Source organism: Actinomadura sp. NPDC023710 (genome assembly GCF_040639875.1).
Taxonomy (GTDB): Bacteria; Actinomycetota; Actinomycetes; order Streptosporangiales; family Streptosporangiaceae; genus Spirillospora; species Spirillospora citrea.
In genome coordinates, this window is record NZ_JBFAGB010000002.1 from 63,543 (window position 1) to 86,740 (window position 23,198).

Genomic DNA, 23,198 nt, shown 5'->3' on the forward strand with positions numbered 1-23,198 from the left:
GGGGCTTGTGAGCGACAGCGAGAAGATCCCGGAGCGCGAGGAACGCTCCGGGACGGGCCAGGCGGACCGGCACGAAACCGCGGCCGGGGCACCGGCCGGCACGGACGGTCCCGCGACCGCCACGCTGACAGCGGACATCGAAGGCGCCGCCGGAGAATCCACCGGCGACGCCGAATTCGTCGACGAGAGCGACATATCTCGAAACGGCGACAAGGAGCGCGAAGAGGCCGCCGGCGCGAGCGAGGGTACCGAATCGGACGCCGCCGATAACGCCACGACCTCCGCCGATACCGCCGCGGATTCCGCCTCCGACGCCCCCGGCACCGCTGAGACGCCGCCCCCGCCCGCCGAGGCCGGTGACCCCGAGGCCACGACGACGACCGCCGACACCCCCGCCTCCGACGCCCCCACCACGCCTGACGACGTCACCGCATCCGACGATGACACCGCGTCGACCGAAGCCACCGCGATCGATCAGGTGATCGTGCCTGACGACGTGATCGCTTCGGACACTGGCGGCGCGGCCGATGGGGTGGGTGCGTCTGTCGAGGTCAGCGCGGCGAACGAGGTCGGTGCGTCTGATGAAGTCACTGCGGTTGATGGTGTCGATGGGGCGGTGGCCGGAGATACCAAGAGCATGGCCGCCGCCAAGCGCGACTCGACCCAGCGGGGCTCCCATGAGGGGGGCCAGCCGCCCGGTTCCGGGCGCGGTGGGGGCGGCGGGGGCAAAGGGCCCGGCAAGCCGCGCAGCCGCAGGTCGCGGTTCCTGCGCCGGGCGCTGTTCCTGATCCTCGGCTTCATCGGGTTCTGCATCGCCGCGTTCGGCGTCGCCTACGTGTTCACGCCGGTGCCGTCGGCGCAGGAGCAGGCGATCGCGCAGGGGCCGACGTTCTACTACTCCGACGGCAAGACGCAGATCGCCAAGACCGGGATGAACCGGGACGCGGTCAAGCTCGACAAGATCCCCGAGAGCACGCGGGCCGCGGTGATCGCCGCGGAGAACCGCAGCTTCTACGACGACCCCGGGGTGTCGGTCCAGGGCACGGCGCGGGCGCTGTGGTCCACCGCGACCGGCAAGCAGCTGCAGGGCGGCTCGACGATCACGCAGCAGATGGTCCGCAACTACTACGGCGGCATCGGCAAGGACCGCTCGGTCACCCGCAAGCTCAAGGAGGTCATGGTCTCCCTGAAGGTGGGCCGGGAGAAGGACAAGGACTGGATCCTCGAGCAGTACCTCAACACCATCTACTTCGGCCGCGACGCCTACGGGGTGCAGGCCGCCGCGCACGCGTACTACAACAAGGACGTCTCGAAGCTGACGCCCGCGGAGGGCGCCTACCTCGCCGCCGCGATCCAGCAGCCGAGTAACTTCGCCGACCCGACCGGTCCCCGCCGCGCCTACTCCGAGCAGCGCTGGCGCGCGATCGTCGGCAACATGGTCCGGGACGGGGCGCTCACCTCGTCCGAGGCGGCCTCGCTGACCTTCCCGGCCCCCGGCAAGGAGAAGATCACCGACGTCCTCAAGGGCCAGCGCGGCTACATGGTGAACGTGGCCAAGAAGGAGCTCACCGAGCGCCGCGGCTACAGCGAGGACGAGATCAACCGCAGCGGGCTGAAGATCACCACGACGTTCGACAAGCGGCTGATGGACGCGATGAAGCAGGCCGTCGCGAACAACGCCCCGAACGGGATGAGCAAGAAGATCCGCACCGGTGCGGTGTCGGTCGACCCGAAGACCGGGCAGGTGCTCGCCTTCTACGGCGGCCGCGGCTACCTGGAGGAGGCGCTGAGCAGCGCCTTCGGCGACTGGGCGCAGGCCGGGTCGGGGTTCAAGCCGATCGCGCTGGCGGCCGCGCTGGACGACGGCAAGACGCTGTCGACCAGCTACGACGGCAGCTCCCCGCAGTACTTCCACGGCTCGTCCATCCACAACGACAGCAACGAGAACTTCGGGACGGTCAACCTCGTCACCGCCACCGAGCACTCGATCAACACCGCCTACGTCAACCTCGGCCAGGACATCGGCAACAAGAAGATCGTCGCCATGGCCGAGAAGATGGGCATCCCCGGGTCGCAGATGAAGCCGGCGCAGCGGGACGCCGCCACGTTCCCGCTCGGCGTCGTGTCGCTGCACCCCGTCCAGCAGGCGGGCGTGTACTCGACGTTCGCCTCCGAGGGCGTGCACCGGACGCCGTTCGTGGTGAAGTCGGTCACCGACAACGAGAACCACAAGCGCACGTTCGCCGAGAAGGGCGAGCGGGCGTTCAGCCAGCAGGTCGCCCGTGACGCCACCTACGCCATGCAGAAGGTCGTGCAGGGCGGCACCGGCACCGGCGCGCAGCTGCCCGACGGCCGCGACGTCGCCGGCAAGACCGGAACCACCGACGAGGGCCGCGCGATCTGGTTCAACGGGTTCATCCCGCAGATGGCGACGACGGTCTCGATGTTCCGCAGCGACGGCAAGCCGCTGAACATCCCCGGGTACGGCGCGTACGGCGGGCAGCTGCCCGCCCAGATGTGGCGCTCGTACATGTCGGACGCGGTGAACATCAAGGGCTACGAGCCCGAGTCCTTCGGGGAGCCGTCGATGACGCCCGGCGGCGGCTGGGGCGGGCCGACGCAGGACGTCCCGCCGGGCGGCACGCAGCCGCCGGACACGGGCGGGCCGGTCGAGCCGCCGCCGTCCACGGAACGTCCCGACATCCCGACGCCCCCCACCGACCTGCCGACCATCATCCCGCCGCAGCAGCCCGGCGGTGGCGGCGACGGGGGCGATGGAGGCGACGGAGGCGACGGTGGGACCGGCGGCGACCCCGGAGGCGGAACGGGCGACGGGCCGCTCGGCCGCCCCGGCACCGGCGGGTAGCCCCCGCGCCCGCCTCTAGTCGCAGGCCTTGCCGATGGTGGCCGGCGTCTCCCTGATCACACTGTCGAGCTGGGAGACGTCGCCGGTGCCGACCCCGGGCGCGGCGGCGCGGAGCCTGCCCGCCTCCGCCTTGAGCGCCTTGCTCAGGTCGGCGTCGTCGGCCTGCTTCGCGAGCCCGTCGACGCGTCCGGCGAGCTGCTCGGTCGCCTGCCGCCACTGCGCGGGCTCCGCCGCCGGAAGGCTCCGCACCTGGGTGACGTACTGCTGGAACGCCTTCTTCGTGTCGGTGCACACCTGGCCGGAGTTGCCGCCGCCCAGCGCCCCGCACCCGCTGAGGGCGCCGAGCACCAGCGCGCCGCCGGCCAGCGTCCGAACCACCCCGTACCGCATCGCACCCTCCCCTTGATCCCCGATCGGCTCCGCATATACTTCCGCATGAGGTCATGAGCGCCAGCGCAAAGCCCCGGCTTGCTGGCCGGCAACCCTTCGTCCGCGATGGGGTGCCCCGGGTGAGGACCTGGCCGGACGCGGCACCGCGTTCCGGCAAGCGCGGATCCCGACGGACATCCCGGGGTCCCCGACCCGGAAGGTTCCGGCATGCCCACGCTGCTCGCCCGCTCCCCCATCACGCCTGCTGTGACGCGCCCCGAGGGGGTCCGGGTTCGCCCGCTTCCCCGCGTCATCGGAGCGGACGTCCCGGTTCCGGTGCGGGACGGCCGCCACGTCCCCTACGCCAACTTCGACTACGCCGCCAGCGCCCCCTGTCTGGAGGCGGTGCACGAGGCCGTCACCCGCGCGCTGCCGTACTACAGCAGCGTCCACCGCGGCGCGGGGTACGCGTCCCAGGTCACGACGTCCGCCTACGAGGACGCGCGGGAGACCGTGCGGTCGTTCCTCGGCGCGTGGCGGCGCTCGGCCGTGGTGTTCACGCGCAACACGACCGACGCGATGAACCTGCTCGCGCACGCCGTCCCGGCCGGGACGAGCGTCGTCGTCTTCGAGAGCGAGCACCACGCGTCGCTGCTGCCGTGGAAGCGCGCCGTGCGCCTCCCGGCGCCCGCCACCCCGGCCGAGGCCCTCTCGGCGGCCGACCGCGCGCTGCGCTCGTGCCCGATCGGGTCGCGGCTGCTCGTCGTCACCGCCGCGTCCAACGTCACCGGCGAGCTGTGGCCGATCGAGGAGCTCGCGCACGTCGCGCACCGCAACGGCGCCCGTATCGCGGTGGACGCGGCGCAGCTCGTCCCGCACCGCCCCCTCGACATGACCGCGCTCGGCCTCGACTACGTCGCGTTCTCCGGGCACAAGCTGTACGCGCCGTTCGGTGCGGGCGTGCTCGCCGGGCGGGCCGACTGGCTGCGCGCCGCCGAGCCCTACCTCAAGGGCGGCGGCGCGAGCGCCTCGGTCGGGGAGACGACCCGGTGGGCGCCCTCCGCCGAGCAGCGGCACGAGGCGGGCTCCCCGAACGTCCTCGGCGCCCTCGCGCTGGCCGCCGCGTGCGAGACGCTGTCCCCCGCCTGGGACGACCTGGCCGCTCGCGAAGAGGAGCTGGTGGAACGTCTGCGGTCGGGACTCGCGGCGCTCCCCCGCGTCAGGGAGCTGACGCTGTGGGGGGAGCGGGCGCCGCGCGTCGGAATCGTGTCGTTCACCGTGGACGGCTGGAACGCGCGGGACGTGGCGCTTACGCTGTCCGAGGAGCACGGCATCGGGGTACGCGACGGGAAGTTCTGCGCCCACCCCTTCGTCCGGCACCTGCTGGGCGAGGACCGGAGCGCCGTCCGCGCGAGCATCGGCATCGGGACGGACGAGGAGCACATCGACCGGCTGCTCACCGCCCTCGCCGCGTTGACTGCGCGCTGACAGCCTCCGACCTGGGAACTCTCGCGCGCAGTCAGATGATTATGCTCTTTGGTCCTGTTCGCCCATGTAGCGTAGGCAGTCGCGCGGGGACGAGCACGCTAGAAACAGGGGGTGGCGACCGTGGCCGACGCGTGGCGACCCACGTCGGAACTGGAGCACCGACTGCAGGAGACCGTACGGGCCGGCGACCAGGAGAGCTACTTCCGCCTCCTCGCGGACGCCGACCTCGTCGTTCCCGTTCCGCCCGACCTGGTGGACGGCGTCCTCGCGGGGGAGGCCCAGCCGTCGTGGCCCACCCAGGAGGAGGACGGCCGGGTCCACGTCCTGGTTTACACGTCGGCGGCGGCGATGCGGGCGTGCCTCGGGCCGTCCTACCAGCACTTCATGACCGTCCGGTTCGGCGACATCGCCGAGAGCTGGCCGGACAGCCGCTGGTGGCTCGCCGTGGACGCCCCCGCGCGCGGAGTCCCCGCCGCCCTGCCGATCGAGGCGCGGCTGCCGGCCTGGTTCGTCCGGCAGGTCGCCGAGGGCGACGGCCGCCCCCCGCAGGTCGGCCGCGCGTCCCCGCCGTGGGAGGAGCTGCGCGACCAGCACCGCGACCTGCCCCGCGAGGCGCCGCGCCCGGAGTTCCAGCCGGCCAACGACGTGGAGCGCGAGCTGCTGCGGGCCGCCGCGAACAACGACCACGACCTGTTCCTGCAGACGCTGGCGGCCACCGACGTGCTGCTGCCCGTCCCGGACGACATGGACTTCTCACTGCGTCCGGGCCGCCCCGGCTTCCCGTGGCAGACCCGTGAGGTCGACGGCTCCACCGTCGTCCCGGTCTTCACCTCGCCCGAACGCCTGGCCGAGGCGTCCGGGCCCGGCACCGAGCACATCGCGCTGCCGTTCACCGTCGCGCTGCGCTACTGGCCGGACCACCACTGGCTCCTCGCCATCAACTCCGGCTCGCCCGCGGGCGGCACCGTCCTCGCGCAGCAGCTCCCCGGCCTCGCCACCTGGGCCGACCAGCGCGCCGCCCAGCGGATGACCGACCGCTTCGAGCCCCAGAACGACATCGAGCAGCGCCTCTTCGACGCCGCCCGCCGCCGCGACACCGAGACGTTCTTCAAGATCCTCCTCGGTGCCCAGGTGCTCGTCCCGGTGGACGCCGAGACCCCGTGGGGCATCGTCCCCGGCGACCCCGAGTTCCCGTGGCGCCCCGTCCCCGTCCACGGGCGGACGTCGATCCAGATCTTCACGTCGCTGAAGTGGATGAACGAGGCGATCGGTTCGTCGCGCTTCATCATGCCGAGCCTTCTGGAGATGGTCACCGCCTGGCCGGACGCCTCGTGGACGCTCGTCCTCAACCCGGGCACGCCCATCGACGCGTCCATGCCGGGCGAGCAGGTCCGCACCCTCAGCGGCCCGCCCGCTCCCCCGTCCGCCGCGACGCCCCCGCCTCCGGACGCGCCCTCGGTTCCGGTGGCCCCCGCCGTCCCGGCCGCCCCCGCCGCCGGCCCGGGCCGGCACGCGGGCCCGCCGCCCGCGGACGAGCCCGCCGTCCCCGCGCCCGCGGAATCAGGCCGCCACCATGCAGGAACACCTGGCGGCGCCGCGCAGCTCGGCCTTCCTGAAGCCGTGCCCCCGGCCCCCGCGCACTTCGGCGAGGCGGCCGCACCCCATCCGGCCGCACCCCATCCGGCCGCGCCCGACACGGCGGTTGAGGCGGGCGACGTCTCGGCCGCCGATGTTCCGGGGCCCGTACCGGGCGTTCCGGGGAGCCACTTCGCGGATCCGTCCAGCACTGCCATCGACCCAGGCCACATGGCCGGACCTGTGCCGGCGGCCACCCCCGGCACGGCCAACCCGCCCGGCGGCCTCCCCGACCCCGCATCTCAGGGCACCGACCCCCTCAGCGCCACGCCAGGAGCGCCGGCAGACGCGGGCCGTCCTTATTCCGGCGCGCCCACTCCCGTCACGCCCGACCCGTCCGGCATCGAAGAGCCCGGCCTCCCCGAACCCGCCCCTCAGGGCACCGAACGCCTCGGTGCCGCGCCAGGAGCACCGGGAGACGCGGGCCGCCACCTCGCGGACGCGCCTTCCAGCGCCCCCGCTCCTGGACCTGCGCCCCAGAGCACCGAGCCTCCAAGCACCGCACCGGGCCTGCAAGACGACGCCAGCCGATCCCACCTAGGCGCACCCAGCGCAACCACCCCCGGCGGCGTCCCGGAGCCTGGCCTCCCCGGGCCTACGGCTCAAGGCGCCACGCCCCTCAGCGATGCGCCGGACAAGCCGGACGACACGGACGCGCCCAGCGCACCGCCGCTCCCAACTCCTCCCGGACCTTCGGCTCAGCGCGTCGAGCCCCTCGGTGCTGCACCGGGTGCGACAGACGACGCGGGCCGCCACCTCGCTGACGCGCCTCCCAGCGCCCCCGCTCCCCAAGGCACCGAACCACCAGGCGCCGCACCGGGCCTGCAAGACGACACGAACCGACCCCACCTAGGCGCACCCAGCGCCACCACCCCCGGCGGCGTCCCGGAGCCCGGCCTCCCCGGGCCTACGGCTCAAGGCGCCACGCCCCTCAGCGATGCGCCGGGCAAACAGGACGACACGGACGCGCCCGGCGCACCGCCGCTCCCAACTCCTCCCGGACCTTCGGCTCAGGGCGTCGAGCCCCTCGGCGCCGCACCGGGCGGCCGAGACGACGCGGGCCGCGCGCCCGGAATACCGTCGGGTGCGGCCGACGATCCGGGGCATATGGCCGGGCTTGGTGGCGCCGTCCCCAGCCCGCCGGAAGGCACCGACCGTCGCGTTGCGGGGTCCGACCACGGCGTTCCCTCGTCGAGTGGCGGCCCCGTGGAAACCGGGCCCACTGGTGTCGGCGCCCAGGGCAACGAACCTCCAGGTGCCACATCTGGCACCCCGGAGGAAGCGGAAGTTCACCACGCGGGCGCGCCGACGGTTCCGCATGGCGCGTCCGGCGGTGAAGCGGCGCCGAGCGGCCTCGCGGCGGTTCCTCAGGATGCCGCGCACCCTGGCCGGCCGGAGAGGCATGATGCGGCCGACGCCGCCGGCGGGGGTGACGGCGGTGGAAGAGGTGCGCCCACTGGAGGGCCGGGGGCGGGCCGGGCGCTGCGTGCCGTCGGGGAGCCGGAGCCCGCGTTCGAGCCGGGGAACCGGATCGACCAGGACCTGTACGAGGCGGCTTCGAGCGGTGACTCCGACGCGTTCCTGCGGGTGCTGCTGAACGCGAACGTGCTCGTGCCGATTCCCGATGACGCGCCGCTTGAGGTCACGCCGGTACAGCGGGAGTTCCGATGGGACGCGGCGCTGCGGGACGCGGTGTCCGTGCAGGTGTTCACGTCGATGGTCCGGTTGCGCGAGGTGCTGCCGGAGTCCCGGTTCGTGTACGCCGACTTCCGGGAGCTGATCGGCGCGTGGCCCCGGGAGGACTGGGCCATGGTGCTCAACCCGGGGACGCACATCGGGGCGTCGCTGCACGGCGACCAGGTGCGGTCGCTCAGCGAGTGGGCGGTGCGGGTCGGGCTCGTCCAGGCGCGGCCGGAGGTTCCGCTGCCGCCGCCGCGGCGGGAGCCGGTGCCGCAGATGCCGTCCGACCCCGAGGACCGCGTCGCCTCGCCGGTCATCATGCAGAAGGTCGTCCCGCACAGCCACGTCTCCTGGTACCTGGAGCAGGGGTACGACCGCGTCGGCGGCTTCGTCCACTCCACGAACGACGTGGCCGAGTTGCAGACGCCCGCCCAGATCTACGAGGCGCTGGGGCTGCTGTTCTCCGACTCCTCGTTCTCCCCCGACGACGAGGGCGTGTACGTCATCCGGTGGCCGGCGTACTGCCCCGACCTCTACCTCGTCCCGTTCGGCGGACGCGACGAGGAGGAGATGGCCTCCTGGGGCGAGTCCGGCTGGGTCATCGAGCGGCCGCCGTTCACGGGGAGCGGCTTCGCGCCGGGAAGCGCCGGGTCCATCCGCGAGTACAAGGTGACCAGCGTCCGGCTGCCGTACGGAGCGGAGATGTACTTCATCGGCAGGGACCGCTCCGAGCGCTTCATCGCGATGTACGACCCCGACCGGCTCGCCTGGCTGCGGCCGGACGCCGGCGCCGAGGCATGGGACGGACGGACGGAGGCCGCGCAGTGATCCGGGACGGGTACGTCGCGCGGTGGCTCGGCCGCGACTTCGAGGCCGCGCCGGGCGCCGACGGCGAGATCAGGCTGTACGCGCCCGAGCCGACGGACGGGTTCGAGGAGCTGCGGCCGGGGCGCTTCCGCCGCATCGTCCCCGCGTCCGAGGTCGAGGAGCTCCGCTACGTCCGGACGACGTGCCGCTGGCGCGGCGAGCGCTTCGTCATCGTCGGAGAGCACGAGACGTGGGTGCGGGTCGAATACGCGGGAGGGCGGGCCCCGGTCGCCGAGAGTCTCGGGCTCGACCGCGTCGACCAGGGCATCTGGCAGGCGTGGGCGCCCGGGGCAGAGATTGAGGACGTCCGGGAAGAGTTCGTCTGACCCGGGCGGGGTTGATTTGGCCCTTGGATCCGTGTTCGCATGTGTCCCGAGGCGATCCCTCGGACACAAGCGCTCAACGGCGACGCGACGGAGGTGCGGCGGCAGTGATCTGCCGAGCGACGGTGAAACCGATCTTTGTTGGGCTCGGCACGGCGGCCATCCTCGCCGCCGGCGGCGCGTCCGCCGTGGCCGACGCCGCGCCCTCCCCCTCAGGGTCGGATCCCGAGTCCCCCGCGACGGGCCGGCTCCAGCTGAACGTCGCCTCGACGGCGACCAGGCTGGACCCCGGTGACTCGCTCGACATCACGACGACGGTCACGGCCGTCGGCGGCGCCGTGGCGAACATCAAGGTCACCAACATCACGGCGACCCTCAAGGGCACGACGGTGACCGGTGACTGCGGCGCGCCGTTCGAGTCGGCGGGGTGCGCCGTCGGTGACCTGGCCGAGGGCAAGAGCGGGGCGCCCGTCAAGTCGCACGTGACGGTCCCGAAGGAGGGCCCGGACGCGACGACCGTCTACACGATCATCGTGACCGTCGACGCGACCGACCTCTCCCCGGTCGCCGGGACCACGACGTTCAAGTACGTCGTCCCGTCCAAGCCGCCCACGAAGACGCCCACCCCGACCCCCACGCCCTCGAAGACGCCCACGAAGTCGCCGTCGCGCACGCCCACGAAGCCCTCGCCCACGTCGTCGCACTCCTCGTCGTCGGGGACGTCGCACGGCGGGTCCGGCGGGGGAAACGGCTCCTCCGGGAACGGCACGGGGACGAGCGGGTCCGTCCAGACGTCGCCCAACTCGTCGTTCGAGGCGCAGAACCCGCAGGTGGCGCTGCCCTCCATCCAGGCGCCCAACCCGTCCGTCGCGCCGAGCCCGGACCCCGGGGCGGGGACGCCGCAGAGCCGGCTCCAGGGCAACAAGGCGCCCGTCGCGCAGGACCTGACGTTCGAGCGGATGGCCAGCACGCAGATCGCGTGGCTGGCGGCGCTGATGGTGGCGTTCTCGCTGCTGCTGACGCAGCTGCGCCTCGGCCGCCGGCGGCTGCCCGCCGGGGCCCCCAGGCGGCCCAGGGGAACGCACCGCCGGCCGCGAGGCGGCATGTTCGGCCGGTGACGCCGGGACGCGCGCGTCTTCACCCAGATGATCAGCGCAGGTCATGCGCCGGTCGCGCATTCGACGAGTGGCGCGCGTTCGTTTATGGCATGCCCCGTGGAACTCGACCGCCGGTGCCGGCACCACATCGAGGACGGCCCCGGAAACGGCGGATCCTCGAAAGAGAATCTCACGCACGCCCTTCCCAGACGTCGGGGAACGGGGCCCGGAAATACCCGTACCCGGTGACCCCGACCGTCCGGGCCGACGCGCGTCGTTCCCCGGCGAACGGCCGAACCCACTGATGCGGAACGACGGACTCCGCGTCCGCCGTCGGGCGGCGCGGCGCCGATCGTCCCGTTCCAAGCCGAGCGAAAACCCCGATTCGCGTAGCGCGTCTTGACGATTGTGGGCAGGCGTGCGGGATGCCCGGCGAAACGGCGGCGACCGCGTGACCGTCCTCTCGGATTCAGGAGCACGGATCGGCCAACTCGCTGGAAGGAAGCGGTTTGAGGCCCTCTGAAATGGACACTTTCCCGAAGCGACTGTTCCTTGCCAGCGCCCTTGCTGCCCCCGGAAGAGGTGACCGGTAATGGAAATTCGGACAAACGGTGACGTGCCGAACCAGGACGAGATCGCGGAGCTGCGCGCCCGGGCGGAGGCCGGCGACCGGAACGCCGCCGGACGGCTGGGTGAGCTGCTGGCGAAGCACGGCGACCTGGAAGCGGCGTTGCACGTGTGGGCCCGCGCCTACGGGGAGGCCTCGCCGACGACGAGGCGCCTGGCCGACCTGCTGGCCGACCGCGGCGACCTGAGGGCCGCCGTGGAGGTGTGGCAGTTCTCCGACCCGGTCAGGCAGAACCCGTCCGGCCTCCACGAGGAGTTCAACGCCGGCCTGGACGTCGACGAACGCGTCGACTGGGAGGACGACCCGGAGGACTGGGCGTTCATGGAAAGGGAGCGCCTGACGAGGCTGCTGGCCGACCGGGACGACGAGGCCGCCGTCGCATAGACGGCGCCCCAGCGCCCCGTCCTCCTCAGGAGGGCACCCTGCGCATGAGGGTGTGGCAGGCGATCGCGGCCGCCGCGGTGACGTTGAGCGAGTCGACTCCGTTGGACATGGCCTCCGCGCTCATGGGGATGCACACGCGCTCGTCGGCCTCGTCCAGCCAGTGGGAGGAAAGGCCGTCCCCCTCCGACCCGAGCATGAGCGCGGCGCGGTCGCCGATGGGCACCTCGTCCAGCGGCGTGACCGACTGGTCCGGAGTCAGCGCCAGGAGGCTGAACCCCGCCGCCCGCACCTTGCCGAGGCCGTCGTGCCAGCTGGTCATCCGGGCGTAGGGGATCGCGAAGACCGCGCCCATGGAGACCTTGACCGCGCGCCGGTACAGGGGATCGGCGCACCTCGGCGACAGGATGATCGCGTCGACGCCCAGCGCGGCCGCGCACCGGAAGATGGCGCCGACGTTGGTGTGGTCGACGATGTCCTCGCAGATGACGACGCGGCGGGCCGTGCCGAGGACGGTGTCGACGGGCGGCAGGGGGAGTCGTTCCAGGGAGCCCAGGGCGCCGCGGTGCACCTGGAAGCCCGTGATCGCTTCCATGGTGGCGTCGTCGGCAAGGTAGGCGGGGGCGTCCACGCCGTCCAGCAGGTCGGCCAGCGGTCCGGTCCAGCGGCGGGCCATCAGCAGGGAGCGGACGGGGTGCCCGGCGCCGACCGCGCGGCGGATCACCTTCTCGCCCTCGGCGACGAACAGGCCGTGCTCGGCCTCCAGGCTCTTGCGGAGGTTGACGTCGCGGAGGCGGACATAGTCCGCGAGGCGCGGGTCGGCGGGGTCGGAGACGGGGATCAGGCTGGCCATCCCCCCAGTCTGCCGCCGGGCACGCGGTGCCCCGGCTGCGTCGCGGCCGGATCCGGCCGCGAGAGGCCCTGAATCCGGTTCTAGAGAGAGATTCGCGTACTCTCGTACCCCTCCGATCGCTGGGCGGGGCGGCCGCGTACGCTGCCAGGTTCGTCGGGGCTCACGCTCATGACCTGCGTCATTATCAGTTTTGAGTCCTTTGTAACCTCTGTGGCGTACTACTACAGTGCCGGGGAACATCGGCGGGTTTCAGGCGAATCGAGGGCAGCCGTGAGCGGACGTCATCGCAATGACTTCCCCGGAGGGGCGGGCGAAGGCGGGTACGACCCGTCCACCCCTGTCTTCGGCCCGGCCAACGACGGGTCGTCCGACTGGTTCGGGGCGCGGGACAGCCAGGGCCAGCCGCTCGCCCAGCCCCAGGCGGGCCCGCAGGGCGCCCCGCCCGGCATGGCGCCGGGCGCGTCCGGTGAGACGCCCGAGTGGTTCACGCCCCGGAGTTCGTCCGAGCAGCCGGTCTACGGGCAGGGCCGGTACGGAGAGGAGCCGGGGACCGCGTCCCCGCAGGGGCCTCCCCCGGAGTCCTCGCCGCTGGCCGGGACGGGTTACAGCGAGTACGACGCCATCAGCAGGTCGGACGGCGGCCAGGCCGGGTTCTTCGGCGGTTCCGGCGGGTCGGGTGACTCCGGCGGATACGGCGGCGGTTCTGGCGGTTCAGGCGGTTCTGGCGGTTCAGGAGGCTCGGGGGGCTCGGGCGGCTATGGCAGCGGATCGGGCGGCTACGAGTACGGGCGGCGCAGGCGCAAGCGCAGCGCGACCGCGCTGATCGGGCCGATGGCGGGCGCCGTGGGCCTGGCGCTGCTGCTCGGTGTGGGCGTCTACGCCTTCGCCGAGAGCGGCGGCGGCTGCTCCGGCGACGGCGCGATGAACCTGTCCGTGGCGGCCGCGCTCGACATCGCGCCGGTCGTGGAGAAGGCCGCCGGACGGTTCAACGACGGCAAGCACGAGGTCGACGGCAAGTGCGTCAAGGCGACCGTGAAGCGGGTCGAGCCCTCGGCGGTGACGACGCAGCTGTCCGGGCAGGCCGTGGCGAACGACCGGCCGGACGTGTGGATCCCCGACTCGTCCCTGTGGATCTCGCTGGCGCAGACCGACGGTGAGAACGGCGACAAGAGCGGCGTCGTGTCCACCAAGACCTCGCTCGCGACCAGCCCGATCGTGGTGGGGCTGCCGCGGACGCTCGCGCTGCAGCTGAAGGAGCAGGGCATCACCGCCAGCCCGTCGTGGGACAACCTGCTGAAGGCCGCGGGCGGCGTCGCGGGCGGCGCGGTCACCAAGAACCAGATGATCCCGGCGGGGTCGGTGCGGCTCGTCGTGCCCGACCCGATGAGGAACGCCGCGGGCATGGGCTCCCTGATGGTCACGAGCACGCTGCTGGCCAACGACCCGAACCGGGACTCGATCTTCACGGGCATCGTCCGGACCGTCCGGGAGAGCACCGTCCCGAACGTGAAGGCGGAGTTCGAGCACTTCCGCAAGGACCGCACCGGCAAGCAGCCGATCTCGCTGTCGTCGGAGCAGTCGCTCTACTCCTACAACCGGAGCAAGCCCGCCGAGCCCGCGGTCGCGCTGTACCCGATCGAGGGCACGCTGTCGATGGACTACCCGTTCACCGTCACCGCCAAGGGCGACGGTGAGCGCAAGGCCGCCCGCCTGCTCGAACAGGCGATGCGGACCGAGGCGACCCGCAAGGACGTCCTCGACGCCGGGTTCCGGGCGACCGACGGCAAGGCGCCGCCCGGGTTCGGCGAGGCGGCCGGCGTCAGCCCGGCCCGGCCGCGGCAGCTGCCCGCGCCGAAGAGCGAGGACGTCGCGAAGGTCATGCAGGCGTGGTCGAAGCTGTCGCTCGGCCTGCGCATGCTCACCCTGATCGACGTGTCCGGGTCGATGGCCGAGAAGGTCGGGCCGGACGTCAACCGGCTCCAGGCCATCGCGCAGGTGTCGCAGGGCGGGCTCAGCATGATGTCCAACGACACCGAGCTCGGCCAGTGGCTGTTCTCGACGAACATGGACGGCAAGACGCCGTACAAGGAGACGGTGCCGGTCGGCCCCCTCGGCGAGCGGGTCGGGTCCAACACGCGGCGCGGCCTCGTCCTGTCCACGCTCAACCAGATGAAGCCGAAGCCGGACGGCGACACCGGCCTGTACCGGACGATGCTGGCCGCGTACAAGAGCATGAACGACTCCTACAAGCCGGAGTTCGGCAACTCGATCCTGCTGCTCACCGACGGGAAGAACGACGACCCGGACGGCCCGTCGCTGAAGGACACGCTGGAGCAGCTGAAGGACATGCAGGACCCGAACAAGCCGATCCAGGTGAACATGATCGGGTTCGGCAAGGGCGTGGACCGGGGCGAACTGGAGCAGATCGCCGCGGCGACGAACGGCAACGTGCAGATCGCCATGACGCCCGGCGAGATCTCCAAGATCTTCCTCAAGATGCTCTCCCGCCGGATCCAGTGATCACCATTCGGTGATCTTCCGAATGCGCCAGGTAGTTCTTGATTTTTCCCTGAAATCCGTGTCAACCGGGCGCCCGATTCGACCGTCAATCTATGTGGAGGCCCGACGGGGAGCGGGGCCGTCGGGCCTCCGACCTACATCCCTCCCTGGCCCGTGACGGGGAGGCGGCCGCCGGTCGGACGACCGACCGGGGCCGGGAGAGCGAACCGCTCCCTCTGAGATCTTCCAGCCCGTCCCCGGCGTCCACGACGCCCCGGACGAGGATTCCCAGCACAGCCCGCGGGAGGACTTCGTGTCCGGTTGGCCCAGTCTCGACCGCGCCGACGACGAGCGCCTGGCGCGGACGCTCGCGGCAGGCGATCCGAGCGCCCTCATCCAGGTCATGGACCGCTACGCGGCCCGCCTGTACGACTACTGCCACGCGCTGCTGCGCGACCAGGACCAGGCGGCCGGCGCACTCCACGACGCGCTCATCGCCGCCTACGCGCACGTGTCCGGCCTGCGCGAACCCGACCGCTTCCGCGGCTGGCTGTACGCGCTCGTCCGCAACGAGTGCATGCGGCGGCTGCGCGACCCCGACCGTCCCGCGCAGCGCCACGAGGCGCCCGAGGTCGAGGACGGCTTCCTGGACGACGCGGAGCTCGCCCGGCGCCAGGAGGCCCGGCGGCTCGTCCACGCCGCCCTGTCCGGCCTGCGCGGACGCGAGCGCGAGTCGGTCGACCTCATGCTGCGGCACGGCCTGGACGCCGACGAGATCGGCGGCGTCCTCGGCATGGACGCGCAGCAGGCCGCGGGGCTGACCGCCGAGGCCCGCGCCCGTCTGGACGACTCGCTCGCCGCCGCCTACATCGCCCGCGCGGGACGCGACGACTGCTTCGAGGCCGCGGCGATCGTCGACGACGCGGGGTGGCCGCTCCCGCCGCCGGTCGTGCACAGGCTCGTCCAGCACATCGAGTCGTGCGGCGTCTGCGGCCCCCGGCGCGACCGCACGGTCTCGGCGGCGCGGCTCCTGCAGGTGCTGCCGGTCGCGATGATGCCGAACGACCTGCGCGGGCTCGTCATGGCGACCGCCACCGACCCGGCGCTGGCGCCGGACCTCGCCGCCGTCGCGCACGCGGCCCGGCCGTTCGACGACTGGGGCTGGCCCGCCATGGTCGAGCAGGAGCCCGTGCGCGCCGCGTCGTCCGGAGGCGGCGGCCGGCGCGGGGTGTGGGCCGCGCTGGCCGCGGCCGCCGCCGTCATCGCGGTCGTCGCGGCGGCGTACTACCTGATGTCCGGCTCGTCCGGCGAACCGACGGCCGCGCAGGGCCCCTCGGACGGGACGTCGGCGTCCTCCGTCTCGCCGTCCTCCCCGACCGAGTCGCAGGAGCCGTCCGACACCCCGACGCCCACGCGGTCGGCCACCCCGACGCCGACGACCTCCTCGCCGACGCCGACCCCGACGAAGACGCGTGAGCCGTCGCGCTCGCCCCGCCCGACCGCGACCCGTACCCAGCCCAGGACCGGACGGTTGTCGATCGGCTCCTGCGCCATCGAGGGCGCGGGGCCGGGCAGCTGCACCATCACCGTGCGGGCCGTCGGCGGCACGGCCACCTGGTCGGTCACGGGCGCGTCCGGCGGACTCAGCGCCAGCGGCGGCGGCACGCTGCGCAGCGGCCAGGTCGGCTACGCCCGCGTCAGCGGGACCTGCACCCCGCCCGGCGGCTCCGGGACGGTCGGCTTCTCCAACGGGGACGTGCGCACCGTGACGCTGACGTGCCCGCCGGAGGACGGAGACGGCCCCGGCGGCGGCCGGCGGTCCAGCTGATCGAAAGGTGATCCAGATCACTTTCGCGCGCGGGAGGGCCGCCCCACGAGGCGATACGGCCACGGGGCGTACCGGATTCGTCACTTAAATCTGCTCATAAGGGAGAAATCCCAGCAACTTGGTGGCAAGATCAGGCAACCTGAGCCGGCCGACGCGCGTCGGGGCTCGTCGGGGGCAGATCTTCGATGACCGATTTCGACTGGGAGGGTTCCCGTGGCCGGTGAGTCAGGGGCCGCGCAGAATGACGACCTCAGGCTGGCGGACTCGCTGCGAGCCGGGGACGTCATCGCGCTGACCGAGGTCTACGACACCTACGCGCCGTTCCTCTACGACTACTGCCACGGCCTGCTGCGCGACCGCGTCGAGGCGTCCGGGGCCCTGCGCAACGTCGTCATCGCCGCCCGCGAGCACGTGGACCGGCTCACCGAGCCGGCCCGGCTGCGCGGCTGGCTGTACGCGATCGCCCGCAAGGAGTGCATGCGGCGCCGCGACAGCCCGAACCGGCACACCGGTCAGGAGGCCCCGGAGGCCGAGGACGAGCTGACGCCCGAGCAGCTCGCCCGCCGCGAGGAGCGCCGGCTGCTCGCGCACAGCGCGCTCGCCGCGCTAAACGGGCGGCAGCGCGAGGCCATCGACCTGTCGGTCCGCCACGAGCTGGACGAGGTGGACCTGTCCGGCATCTTCGGCATGCCGCTGGAGGAGACGCTCGCCCTGGCGCAGCAGGCCCGCGAGGACCTCGCCGCCGCGCTGCACGCGTCCCTCATCGCGCAGAACCACTGGAAGGACTGCCCGAGCGTCGCGGCCCTGACCGAGTCGTGGCCGCTGTCCCCGCAGACATCGGCGGCGCTCGTCCGGCATGTGGAGAACTGCCCGGTGTGCGGGGCGCGGGAGACGCCGCCGCTGCCGCCGGACCGGCTGCTGTCGGTGCTGCCGATCGCGGCGATCCCCGCCGACCTGCGGCTGGACGTGCTGACCGCGGCCACCGCCGAGGACCGGGCCGGGAACCGCCGCGCCATCGCCGCCTGGACCGAGCCTTTCGACGAGTACGGCTGGCCGCTCCCCTACCAGCAGACCGCCCCGCGCGCCCGGGACCGCGCGCCCGCGCGGCGGCGCGGACCACTGCTCGCCGCCGTCGCGGTGGGAGTCGGCGTCCTGGTCCTGTTCGCCGGCGCCATGGCGTGGCTGGGCGGCGGGGACGAGGGGACGAACGCGGCGGCGACCGGGCCCGTGACGCCCGGCGGCACCCCGCCCGGCGGTTCGTCCGCGCCGGAGCCGATACCGACCGACCCGTCGTCGCCCACGTCGCCGACGGCGTCCCCGACCGAGTCGAAGTCGCCTTCGAAGTCGCCGTCGCCGTCGGCGTCCAAGAGCATGTCCAAGCCGCCGTCGAGCAGGCCGCCGGCGCCGCCCACGACCAGCGCGCCGAAGCCGCCCAAGCCGGGCACCCTGTCGGTGAGCGGCTGCGACATGGACAGGAACGACGCGTGCACCGTCACGGTCACCGCCGTGGGGGGCTATGTGAACTGGCAGGTGACCGGCACGTCCGGGCCCGTCAGGGCGGGCGGCTCCGGCCACCTCGACGCGGGCCAGAGCGGCGGCGTGCGGGTGTCGCGCGCGTCCGGGTTCTGCTGGGGCAGGCAGACCGGGACGGTGTCGTTCTCCTCGGGCGGCTCGGCGACGGTCACCTACCGCTGCTGAGCGGGGCGGCTACCAGACCGAGCCCGCGTCGAGGGTGCGGTGGGCGCGGTCCAGCAGGAGCGGCACGCCGCCGCCGACCTGGTCGAAGCCCTCGCCTACCGTCGCGTTCTGCAGGTAGCGGGCGTGGATGCCCTCCAGGATGACCGCGAGCTTGAAGCACGCGAAGGCGACGTAGAAGTCGAGGTCGGCGAGGTCGAACCCGGTCAGCTCGGCGTACCGCCCGGCGAACTCGCGGCGCGTGAGGAAGCCGGGCGCGGAGGTGATCGTGGCGCCCACCGGGAGCTGCTCGGCGTCGGCCGCCTCCGCCCAGTAGACGAGCGTCAGCCCGAGGTCGGACAGGGGGTCGCCGAGCGTGGACATCTCCCAGTCGACGACGGCGGCGATCTGCGGGCGCGGCTCCAGGCGCGCGAGCGCGTTGTCGAGCCGGAAGTCGCCGTGGACCAGGCGGGCGGGGGCGTCGGCCGGCAGCCTCTCGGCCAGCCGCGCGACGAGCCGGTCGTACTCGGGCAGGTCATGGGTGTCGCCGGTGGCGCGGACGGCCTCCTGCGAGCTGTCCCACTGCTTGCCCCAGCGCTTGAGCTGGCGCTCCATGTAGCCGCTCGGACGCCCGAAGTCCCCCAGCCCGACGGCCTCCACGTCGACCGTGTGGATCGCGGCGAGCGCCTCGGCCAGCGCGTCGCTGAGGCCGCGCGCCTGCTCGGGAGTGATGTCGGCGGCGTCCTCCCGGGTGCGCAGGACGCGGCCCTCGACGAAGTCCATGAGGTAGAAGCGGGCGCCGACGACCTCCTCGTCGTCGCAGAAGGCCAGCGTCGTCGGCACCGGCACCGCCGTCCCGTGGCCGAGGGCCGACAGCACGCGGTACTCGCGGCCCATGTCGTGCGCCGTCGGCAGGACGTGGCCGAGCGGCGGCCGGCGCAGCACGATGCGGCGGCCCCCGTCCAGCGTGAGGCCGTACGTGAGGTTGGAACGCCCGCCCGCGATCAGGTCGATCGCGCTGATCCGTCCGGATCCGGGCAGCTCACGGGCCAGCCAGGCCGCCAGCCGGGGGACGTCGATACCGGGCACCCCGGCGGGCAGTTCTGCGTCAACGGTCATGACGCACTATTAGAACGCGGCTCGGTCAGGGCTGTGAACCCCACCCCCGTACCGGCGTCCGGTCCCTGAAACCCCGGCCACTTCCGGCCGACTTGCGGCCGCGTGTAATCCGTTTTCCAGAGTAGGGCTTGACCTGCGAGAACACGGGGAGCCTCAGCCTCTCTTCCGCCCAGGGTGAGCAACTCGACCGAACCCCCGGAGGAAAAATGTGACACAAGGTGGAATGCTCGGACACGCGGGGTGCCCGTCTGCCACCACACCGGATCAAACCCGGCTCAGTGGGCGTCAGCCGTCATCCCGCCACAAGGCGGCGGGCTGGACTTATGGGTCTCGCTGGGCTAAGAGAAGTAACTGATACCACTCGGGGGTCAGACCGCCCGATTGGGGGGGACGCACCGTGGCAGACGCATGGCTGCCAACAGCCGGCCGCATGCCGGCACCGAACGATGGCGGAGCGTTGCGGGGAGGTGCTCCCCGCGTCGTCTGGTGCGCCGAGGAGCACGACCCGCACACCGTCTCCGCGCGCTCGGTGGCCGCCGACCTGCTGAAGGAGAACCGGCCCGCCCACCTGGTGTGGCACCCGGGCACCGGTGAGATCGTCCAGCTCCTGCCGATCACCCGCGCGGCCCGGCTGCTCGGCGGCGCCCTCGGGCGGGAGGGCCGTGTCTGCGCGCAGATCATGGTGGTGGGCCAGTCGCGTTCGCCGTTCACCGGCTGGCCGCTCAGCGGCGTCGAGGCGATCGTCCAGTGGCTGGACGCGTGGGGCGTCGCGCGCCGCTGGCCCGCCGGCCCCCCGCTGCCGTCGCCGCAGTCCTACCACGCGCAGCGCAGCCGCAGGGACTGGGCGCGCGGCGGGCACTACGGCGCGTCCCAGGTGCCGCTCCTGGACCGTCCCGACCCCGGCGGGATCGACGTCCGGCGCATCACCGGGCCCGACACCCCGGTCGCCCCCATCCCGAAGCCCCGGCTCCCCGGCACCCCCGCCGGCCCCCGGCTCGTGACGGCGCGGCCGCGCACGCCCGAGACCGTCCGTCCGGCGCCGAGCGACGCGCCGTCCGCGCGTCCCGGACCGCTGCACCCCGCGGTGGAGCCCGTCCCGGTAGGCCCCCTGTCCAACTGACCTGCGGCGCTACCCGGCGAGCGTCCGGACGACCTCGCACCCCGCGCGCAACTCGGCCAGGGTCGCGGCGGAGCCGTAGCCGATCACCAGTCCGGAGGCGCGCACCGGGCCCATGTGGTGGCGGTCCAGCGTCTCCACCACGACACCGCGCCGGGCGGCCTCGTCCACGGTGCGCGCGGCCACCGTCTCCGGGACGTCCACCACGAGGTGCAGGCCGGCCGTGTCGCCGCGCAGGGGCAGGCCGTCCAGCGCCTGCACCACCACCTCGCGGCGCCGCGCGTACTCCCCGCGCATCCGGCGGACGTACCTGTCCAGGTCACCCCGTTCCAGGAGGAGCCTCAGCGCGTCCTGCGGCACCACGGCGGTGCGGTCGTTCAGCTCCTCCCTCCGGAGCGCCACCTCCGCCACCAGGTCGGGACGGCCCCCCAGCCAGCCGACGCCCATGTCCGCGGTGAGGATCTTGGCGGTCGTGCCCAGGTAGACGACGACGTCCGGGTCCAGGCCGTAGAGCGCGGGCAGCGGCGCGACGTCGTAGCGGAACTCTCCGTCGTAGTCGTCCTCGGCGATGAGCGCCCCGTTGCGCCTCGCCCATGCCAGCAGGGCCTGCCTGCGCGGGACGGGCAGCACGCCGCCCATCGGAAACTGGTGCGACGGCGTCGTGTAGACGATGCGCAGGTCATCGGGCAGGGCATCGACAACGAGGCCGTGCTCGTCCACAGGGCAGGGAACGAGCTCCGCGCCACGTCCCGTCAGGACAGCACGCGCTCTGCTGTAGCCGGGCTCTTCCACACCCACCCGGTCCCCGGGGCGCAGGACGGTCGCGGCAAGCAGATCGAGCCCGTTCGTCGCTCCACGCGTGATGAGAAGGCCGTCCAAGGGACAGGTCACGCCGCGACTACGCCTGATGTAGTCGGCGAGAGCCTGCCGTAGGCCGAGCAGACCATGCGGGTCCTGACGCTGCTGCGGCGGCATCCCCGCAGCGAGCCGCCATGCCCTACGCCAAGCGGGTGTGTCCAGGGCCCCGATCCAGGCGAGACCGGGCCTCAGGTCGATCTCGTGTGGGGCCGCAGCCCTCCGCACCGATATCGTCTCCGGCACCTCATGCCTCGGCACAGGCGCGGCGGCGACACCCTCGGTCACATAGGTGCCGGACCCATGCCGCCCTTCCAGCCAGCCCTCCGCATAGAGCTGCTCATACGCCTCCGTCACCACCGTCCGGCTCACACCGAGCAGACCGGCCAGCGCCCTGCTGGACGGAAGCCGCTCGCCCGCGGCGAGCCGTCCCTCCCCCATGGCGGAACGCAACTGCGCGACGAGTTGCGCGCTCATCGGCCGCCGAGCGTCCCGCTCCACGGAAAGAGGCAGATCGATCGACAAAGTGGTCACCTGCTATACGCGCCAAGTGGCCATACCGGCCAGGCCACTCGCCTCCTAGCGTAAACGGACATGAACCCGCTCTCCTCAACCGCCCGCACCCGTCTCGGCCGCCTCCCCGAACGCTCCAGCACCGACCGTTCCGTCCTGTACGAGATCCTCGACGACGGCATGATCTGCCACCTCGGCCTCATCGTGAACGGTTCACCCCGCGTCGTCCCCACCGGCTACGGCCGCCTGGACGACACCCTCTACCTCCACGGATCCACCGGGGCGAGCAGTCTCAGGGCCGGGCCGTCCCAGGACATCTGCGTCACCGTCACCCACCTGGACGGGCTCGTCCTCGCCCGCTCCCTGTTCCACCACTCCATCAACTACCGCAGCGCCGTCGTCTACGGGACGCCCCGCCTCGCCGACGACCCGGAGGAGAAGCTGACCGGCCTCCGCGTCATCACCGAGCAGCTGACCCCCGGCCAGTGGGACGTGGCGCGCCGGCCCAACCGCAAGGAACTGGCCGGCGTCTCCGTCCTGGCGCTCTCCCTGGACGAGGCGTCCGTGAAGGTGCGGCAGGGCCCGCCCGGAGACGAGGACGAGGACCACGCCCTCGACGTCTGGGCCGGCGTCCTGCCCGTCACCCAGGCCTTCGGCACACCGGACCCCGATCCGCTGCTGCGTCCCGGCATCCCCATCCCCGGACATATCGCCCAGCGCGTGACCTCCTAATTCGATCGCCCGCTATGCCCCGCGCAGTCGTTCATGGCCGTAGGGTGAGTGCATGAACGAGCGGCTGGTCTGGATCGACTGCGAGATGACGGGACTCGACCTGCGCGACGACGCGCTCATCGAGATAGCCGCCCTGGTCACCGACAGCGAGCTCAACATCCTCGACGAGGGCGTCGACGTGGTCATCAAGCCTCCGCCCGAGTCGGTCACCCAGATGACCAAGGTCGTCCGCGACATGCACACCACGTCGGGCCTGCTGGAAGCGCTCCCCGGCGGGGTCACCCTCGCCGAGGCCGAGGACATCGTCCTCGCCTACATCAGGGGCCACGTGAAGGACGCCAAGAAGGCGCCCCTGTGCGGCAACTCCATCGCGACCGACCGCTCGTTCCTCGCCCGCGACATGCCGGCCCTCGACTCCCACCTCCACTACCGCATGGTGGACGTCTCCTCGATCAAGGAGCTGGCCCGGCGCTGGTACCCGCGCGTCTACTTCGCCAGCCCCGAGAAGAAGGGCGGCCACCGCGCCCTCGCCGACATCACCGAGAGCATCCAGGAACTGCGCTACTACCGCGCCGCCGTGTTCGTCCAGCAGCCCGGCCCCGACTCCGAGACGGCCCGCGCCATCGCCTCCCAGGTCGCCTCCGGCTGACCCACCCCGAAGAAACCGCTACACT

Annotated in this window: 16 protein-coding genes and 1 riboswitch; of the genes, 12 read left to right on the forward strand and 4 right to left on the reverse strand. The window is 72.7% G+C overall.

Translation table 11 applies throughout. The annotated features are described in order from the left end of the window. Positions 1 to 7 precede the first annotated feature (7 nt). The gene (locus tag AB0H37_RS02390; RefSeq protein WP_360610830.1) at positions 8 to 2,866 is read left to right on the forward strand and encodes a transglycosylase domain-containing protein; all 2,859 of its coding nucleotides are present in this window, start codon (positions 8 to 10) and stop codon (positions 2,864 to 2,866) included. 15 nt (positions 2,867 to 2,881) lie between these two features. On the opposite strand, the gene AB0H37_RS02395 is transcribed toward AB0H37_RS02390, so the two are convergent. After that, on the reverse strand, positions 2,882 to 3,256 hold the full coding sequence (locus tag AB0H37_RS02395) for a hypothetical protein (RefSeq protein WP_329086750.1): 375 nt from the start codon (positions 3,254 to 3,256) through the stop codon (positions 2,882 to 2,884). A gap of 49 nt (positions 3,257 to 3,305) precedes the next feature. Then, positions 3,306 to 3,422: riboswitch (SAM riboswitch) on the forward strand. Positions 3,423 to 3,463: 41 nt separating this feature from the next. On the opposite strand from AB0H37_RS02395, the gene AB0H37_RS02400 reads away from it, so the two are divergent. From AB0H37_RS02400 to AB0H37_RS02420, 5 genes are all read left to right on the forward strand, one after another. Further along, a complete protein-coding gene (locus AB0H37_RS02400) occupies positions 3,464 to 4,723 on the forward strand; it encodes an aminotransferase class V-fold PLP-dependent enzyme (RefSeq protein WP_360610832.1) in 1,260 nt (419 codons plus the stop codon). A 111-nt stretch (positions 4,724 to 4,834) separates the two neighbouring features. Further along, positions 4,835 to 8,866 (forward strand): SseB family protein, encoded by a 4,032-nt coding sequence (locus AB0H37_RS02405; protein WP_360610834.1) that lies wholly within the window; start codon positions 4,835 to 4,837, stop codon positions 8,864 to 8,866. Continuing rightward, positions 8,863 to 9,231 carry a hypothetical protein gene (locus AB0H37_RS02410; RefSeq protein ID WP_179836979.1) on the forward strand — a complete coding sequence of 123 codons (369 nt, stop codon included), beginning with the start codon at positions 8,863 to 8,865 and terminating at the stop codon, positions 9,229 to 9,231. The genes AB0H37_RS02405 and AB0H37_RS02410 overlap by 4 nt, the downstream gene beginning before the upstream one ends. Positions 9,232 to 9,335: 104 nt before the next feature. Next, positions 9,336 to 10,346 (forward strand): hypothetical protein, encoded by a 1,011-nt coding sequence (locus AB0H37_RS02415; protein WP_360610836.1) that lies wholly within the window; start codon positions 9,336 to 9,338, stop codon positions 10,344 to 10,346. A 571-nt stretch (positions 10,347 to 10,917) separates the two neighbouring features. Further along, positions 10,918 to 11,337 carry a hypothetical protein gene (locus AB0H37_RS02420; protein ID WP_179836981.1) on the forward strand — a complete coding sequence of 140 codons (420 nt, stop codon included), beginning with the start codon at positions 10,918 to 10,920 and terminating at the stop codon, positions 11,335 to 11,337. A gap of 25 nt (positions 11,338 to 11,362) precedes the next feature. Here AB0H37_RS02420 and AB0H37_RS02425 read toward each other — a convergent pair whose 3' ends face one another. Then, positions 11,363 to 12,187: an RNA methyltransferase gene (locus tag AB0H37_RS02425; protein ID WP_360610839.1), complete on the reverse strand. Its 825-nt coding sequence runs from the start codon at positions 12,185 to 12,187 to the stop codon at positions 11,363 to 11,365. A 270-nt stretch (positions 12,188 to 12,457) separates the two neighbouring features. Between AB0H37_RS02425 and AB0H37_RS02430 the strand changes: the two genes are divergently transcribed. From AB0H37_RS02430 to AB0H37_RS02440, 3 genes are all read left to right on the forward strand, one after another. After that, entirely contained in the window at positions 12,458 to 14,707 is a 2,250-nt protein-coding gene (locus tag AB0H37_RS02430; protein WP_360610841.1) for a substrate-binding domain-containing protein, read from the forward strand. Positions 14,708 to 14,999: 292 nt separating this feature from the next. Beyond that, the gene (locus tag AB0H37_RS02435; protein ID WP_329086736.1) at positions 15,000 to 16,514 is read left to right on the forward strand and encodes a sigma-70 family RNA polymerase sigma factor; all 1,515 of its coding nucleotides are present in this window, start codon (positions 15,000 to 15,002) and stop codon (positions 16,512 to 16,514) included. Positions 16,515 to 16,727: 213 nt separating this feature from the next. Then, on the forward strand, positions 16,728 to 18,212 hold the full coding sequence (locus tag AB0H37_RS02440) for a sigma-70 family RNA polymerase sigma factor (RefSeq protein WP_329086734.1): 1,485 nt from the start codon (positions 16,728 to 16,730) through the stop codon (positions 18,210 to 18,212). Positions 18,213 to 18,221: 9 nt separating this feature from the next. On the opposite strand, the gene AB0H37_RS02445 is transcribed toward AB0H37_RS02440, so the two are convergent. Next, entirely contained in the window at positions 18,222 to 19,307 is a 1,086-nt protein-coding gene (locus AB0H37_RS02445) for a phosphotransferase family protein (protein WP_360610844.1), read from the reverse strand. A gap of 430 nt (positions 19,308 to 19,737) precedes the next feature. Here AB0H37_RS02445 and AB0H37_RS02450 point away from each other — a divergent pair, with 430 nt between their 5' ends. After that, entirely contained in the window at positions 19,738 to 20,427 is a 690-nt protein-coding gene (locus tag AB0H37_RS02450) for a hypothetical protein (protein ID WP_329086730.1), read from the forward strand. A 9-nt stretch (positions 20,428 to 20,436) separates the two neighbouring features. Here AB0H37_RS02450 and AB0H37_RS02455 read toward each other — a convergent pair whose 3' ends face one another. Then, positions 20,437 to 21,756 carry a PLP-dependent aminotransferase family protein gene (locus AB0H37_RS02455; protein ID WP_329086728.1) on the reverse strand — a complete coding sequence of 440 codons (1,320 nt, stop codon included), beginning with the start codon at positions 21,754 to 21,756 and terminating at the stop codon, positions 20,437 to 20,439. A gap of 117 nt (positions 21,757 to 21,873) precedes the next feature. Between AB0H37_RS02455 and AB0H37_RS02460 the strand changes: the two genes are divergently transcribed. Then, complete coding sequence (locus tag AB0H37_RS02460) at positions 21,874 to 22,524, forward strand: pyridoxamine 5'-phosphate oxidase family protein (RefSeq protein ID WP_360610846.1); 651 nt, start codon at positions 21,874 to 21,876, stop codon at positions 22,522 to 22,524. Between the two features lie 52 nt (positions 22,525 to 22,576). Further along, positions 22,577 to 23,173, forward strand: coding sequence for an oligoribonuclease (gene orn / locus AB0H37_RS02465; protein WP_329086724.1), 597 nt, complete (start codon positions 22,577 to 22,579; stop codon positions 23,171 to 23,173). Positions 23,174 to 23,198: the final 25 nt, after the last annotated feature.

What these genes read in the sequence shown, in the direction of transcription:
- AB0H37_RS02460 (WP_360610846.1), top strand. Translation starts at nt 21,874, where the DNA reads ATGAACCCGCTCTCCTCAACCGCCCGCACCCGTCTCGGCCGCCTCCCC.
- orn (WP_329086724.1), top strand. Translation starts at nt 22,577, where the DNA reads ATGAACGAGCGGCTGGTCTGGATCGACTGCGAGATGACGGGACTCGAC.
- AB0H37_RS02455 (WP_329086728.1), bottom strand. Translation starts at nt 21,756, where the DNA reads ATGAGCGCGCAACTCGTCGCGCAGTTGCGTTCCGCCATGGGGGAGGGA.
- AB0H37_RS02420 (WP_179836981.1), top strand. Translation starts at nt 10,918, where the DNA reads ATGGAAATTCGGACAAACGGTGACGTGCCGAACCAGGACGAGATCGCG.
- AB0H37_RS02395 (WP_329086750.1), bottom strand. Translation starts at nt 3,256, where the DNA reads ATGCGGTACGGGGTGGTTCGGACGCTGGCCGGCGGCGCGCTGGTGCTC.
- AB0H37_RS02425 (WP_360610839.1), bottom strand. Translation starts at nt 12,187, where the DNA reads ATGGCCAGCCTGATCCCCGTCTCCGACCCCGCCGACCCGCGCCTCGCG.
- AB0H37_RS02445 (WP_360610844.1), bottom strand. Translation starts at nt 19,307, where the DNA reads ATGACCGTTGACGCAGAACTGCCCGCCGGGGTGCCCGGTATCGACGTC.
- AB0H37_RS02450 (WP_329086730.1), top strand. Translation starts at nt 19,738, where the DNA reads ATGCCGGCACCGAACGATGGCGGAGCGTTGCGGGGAGGTGCTCCCCGC.
- AB0H37_RS02400 (WP_360610832.1), top strand. Translation starts at nt 3,464, where the DNA reads ATGCCCACGCTGCTCGCCCGCTCCCCCATCACGCCTGCTGTGACGCGC.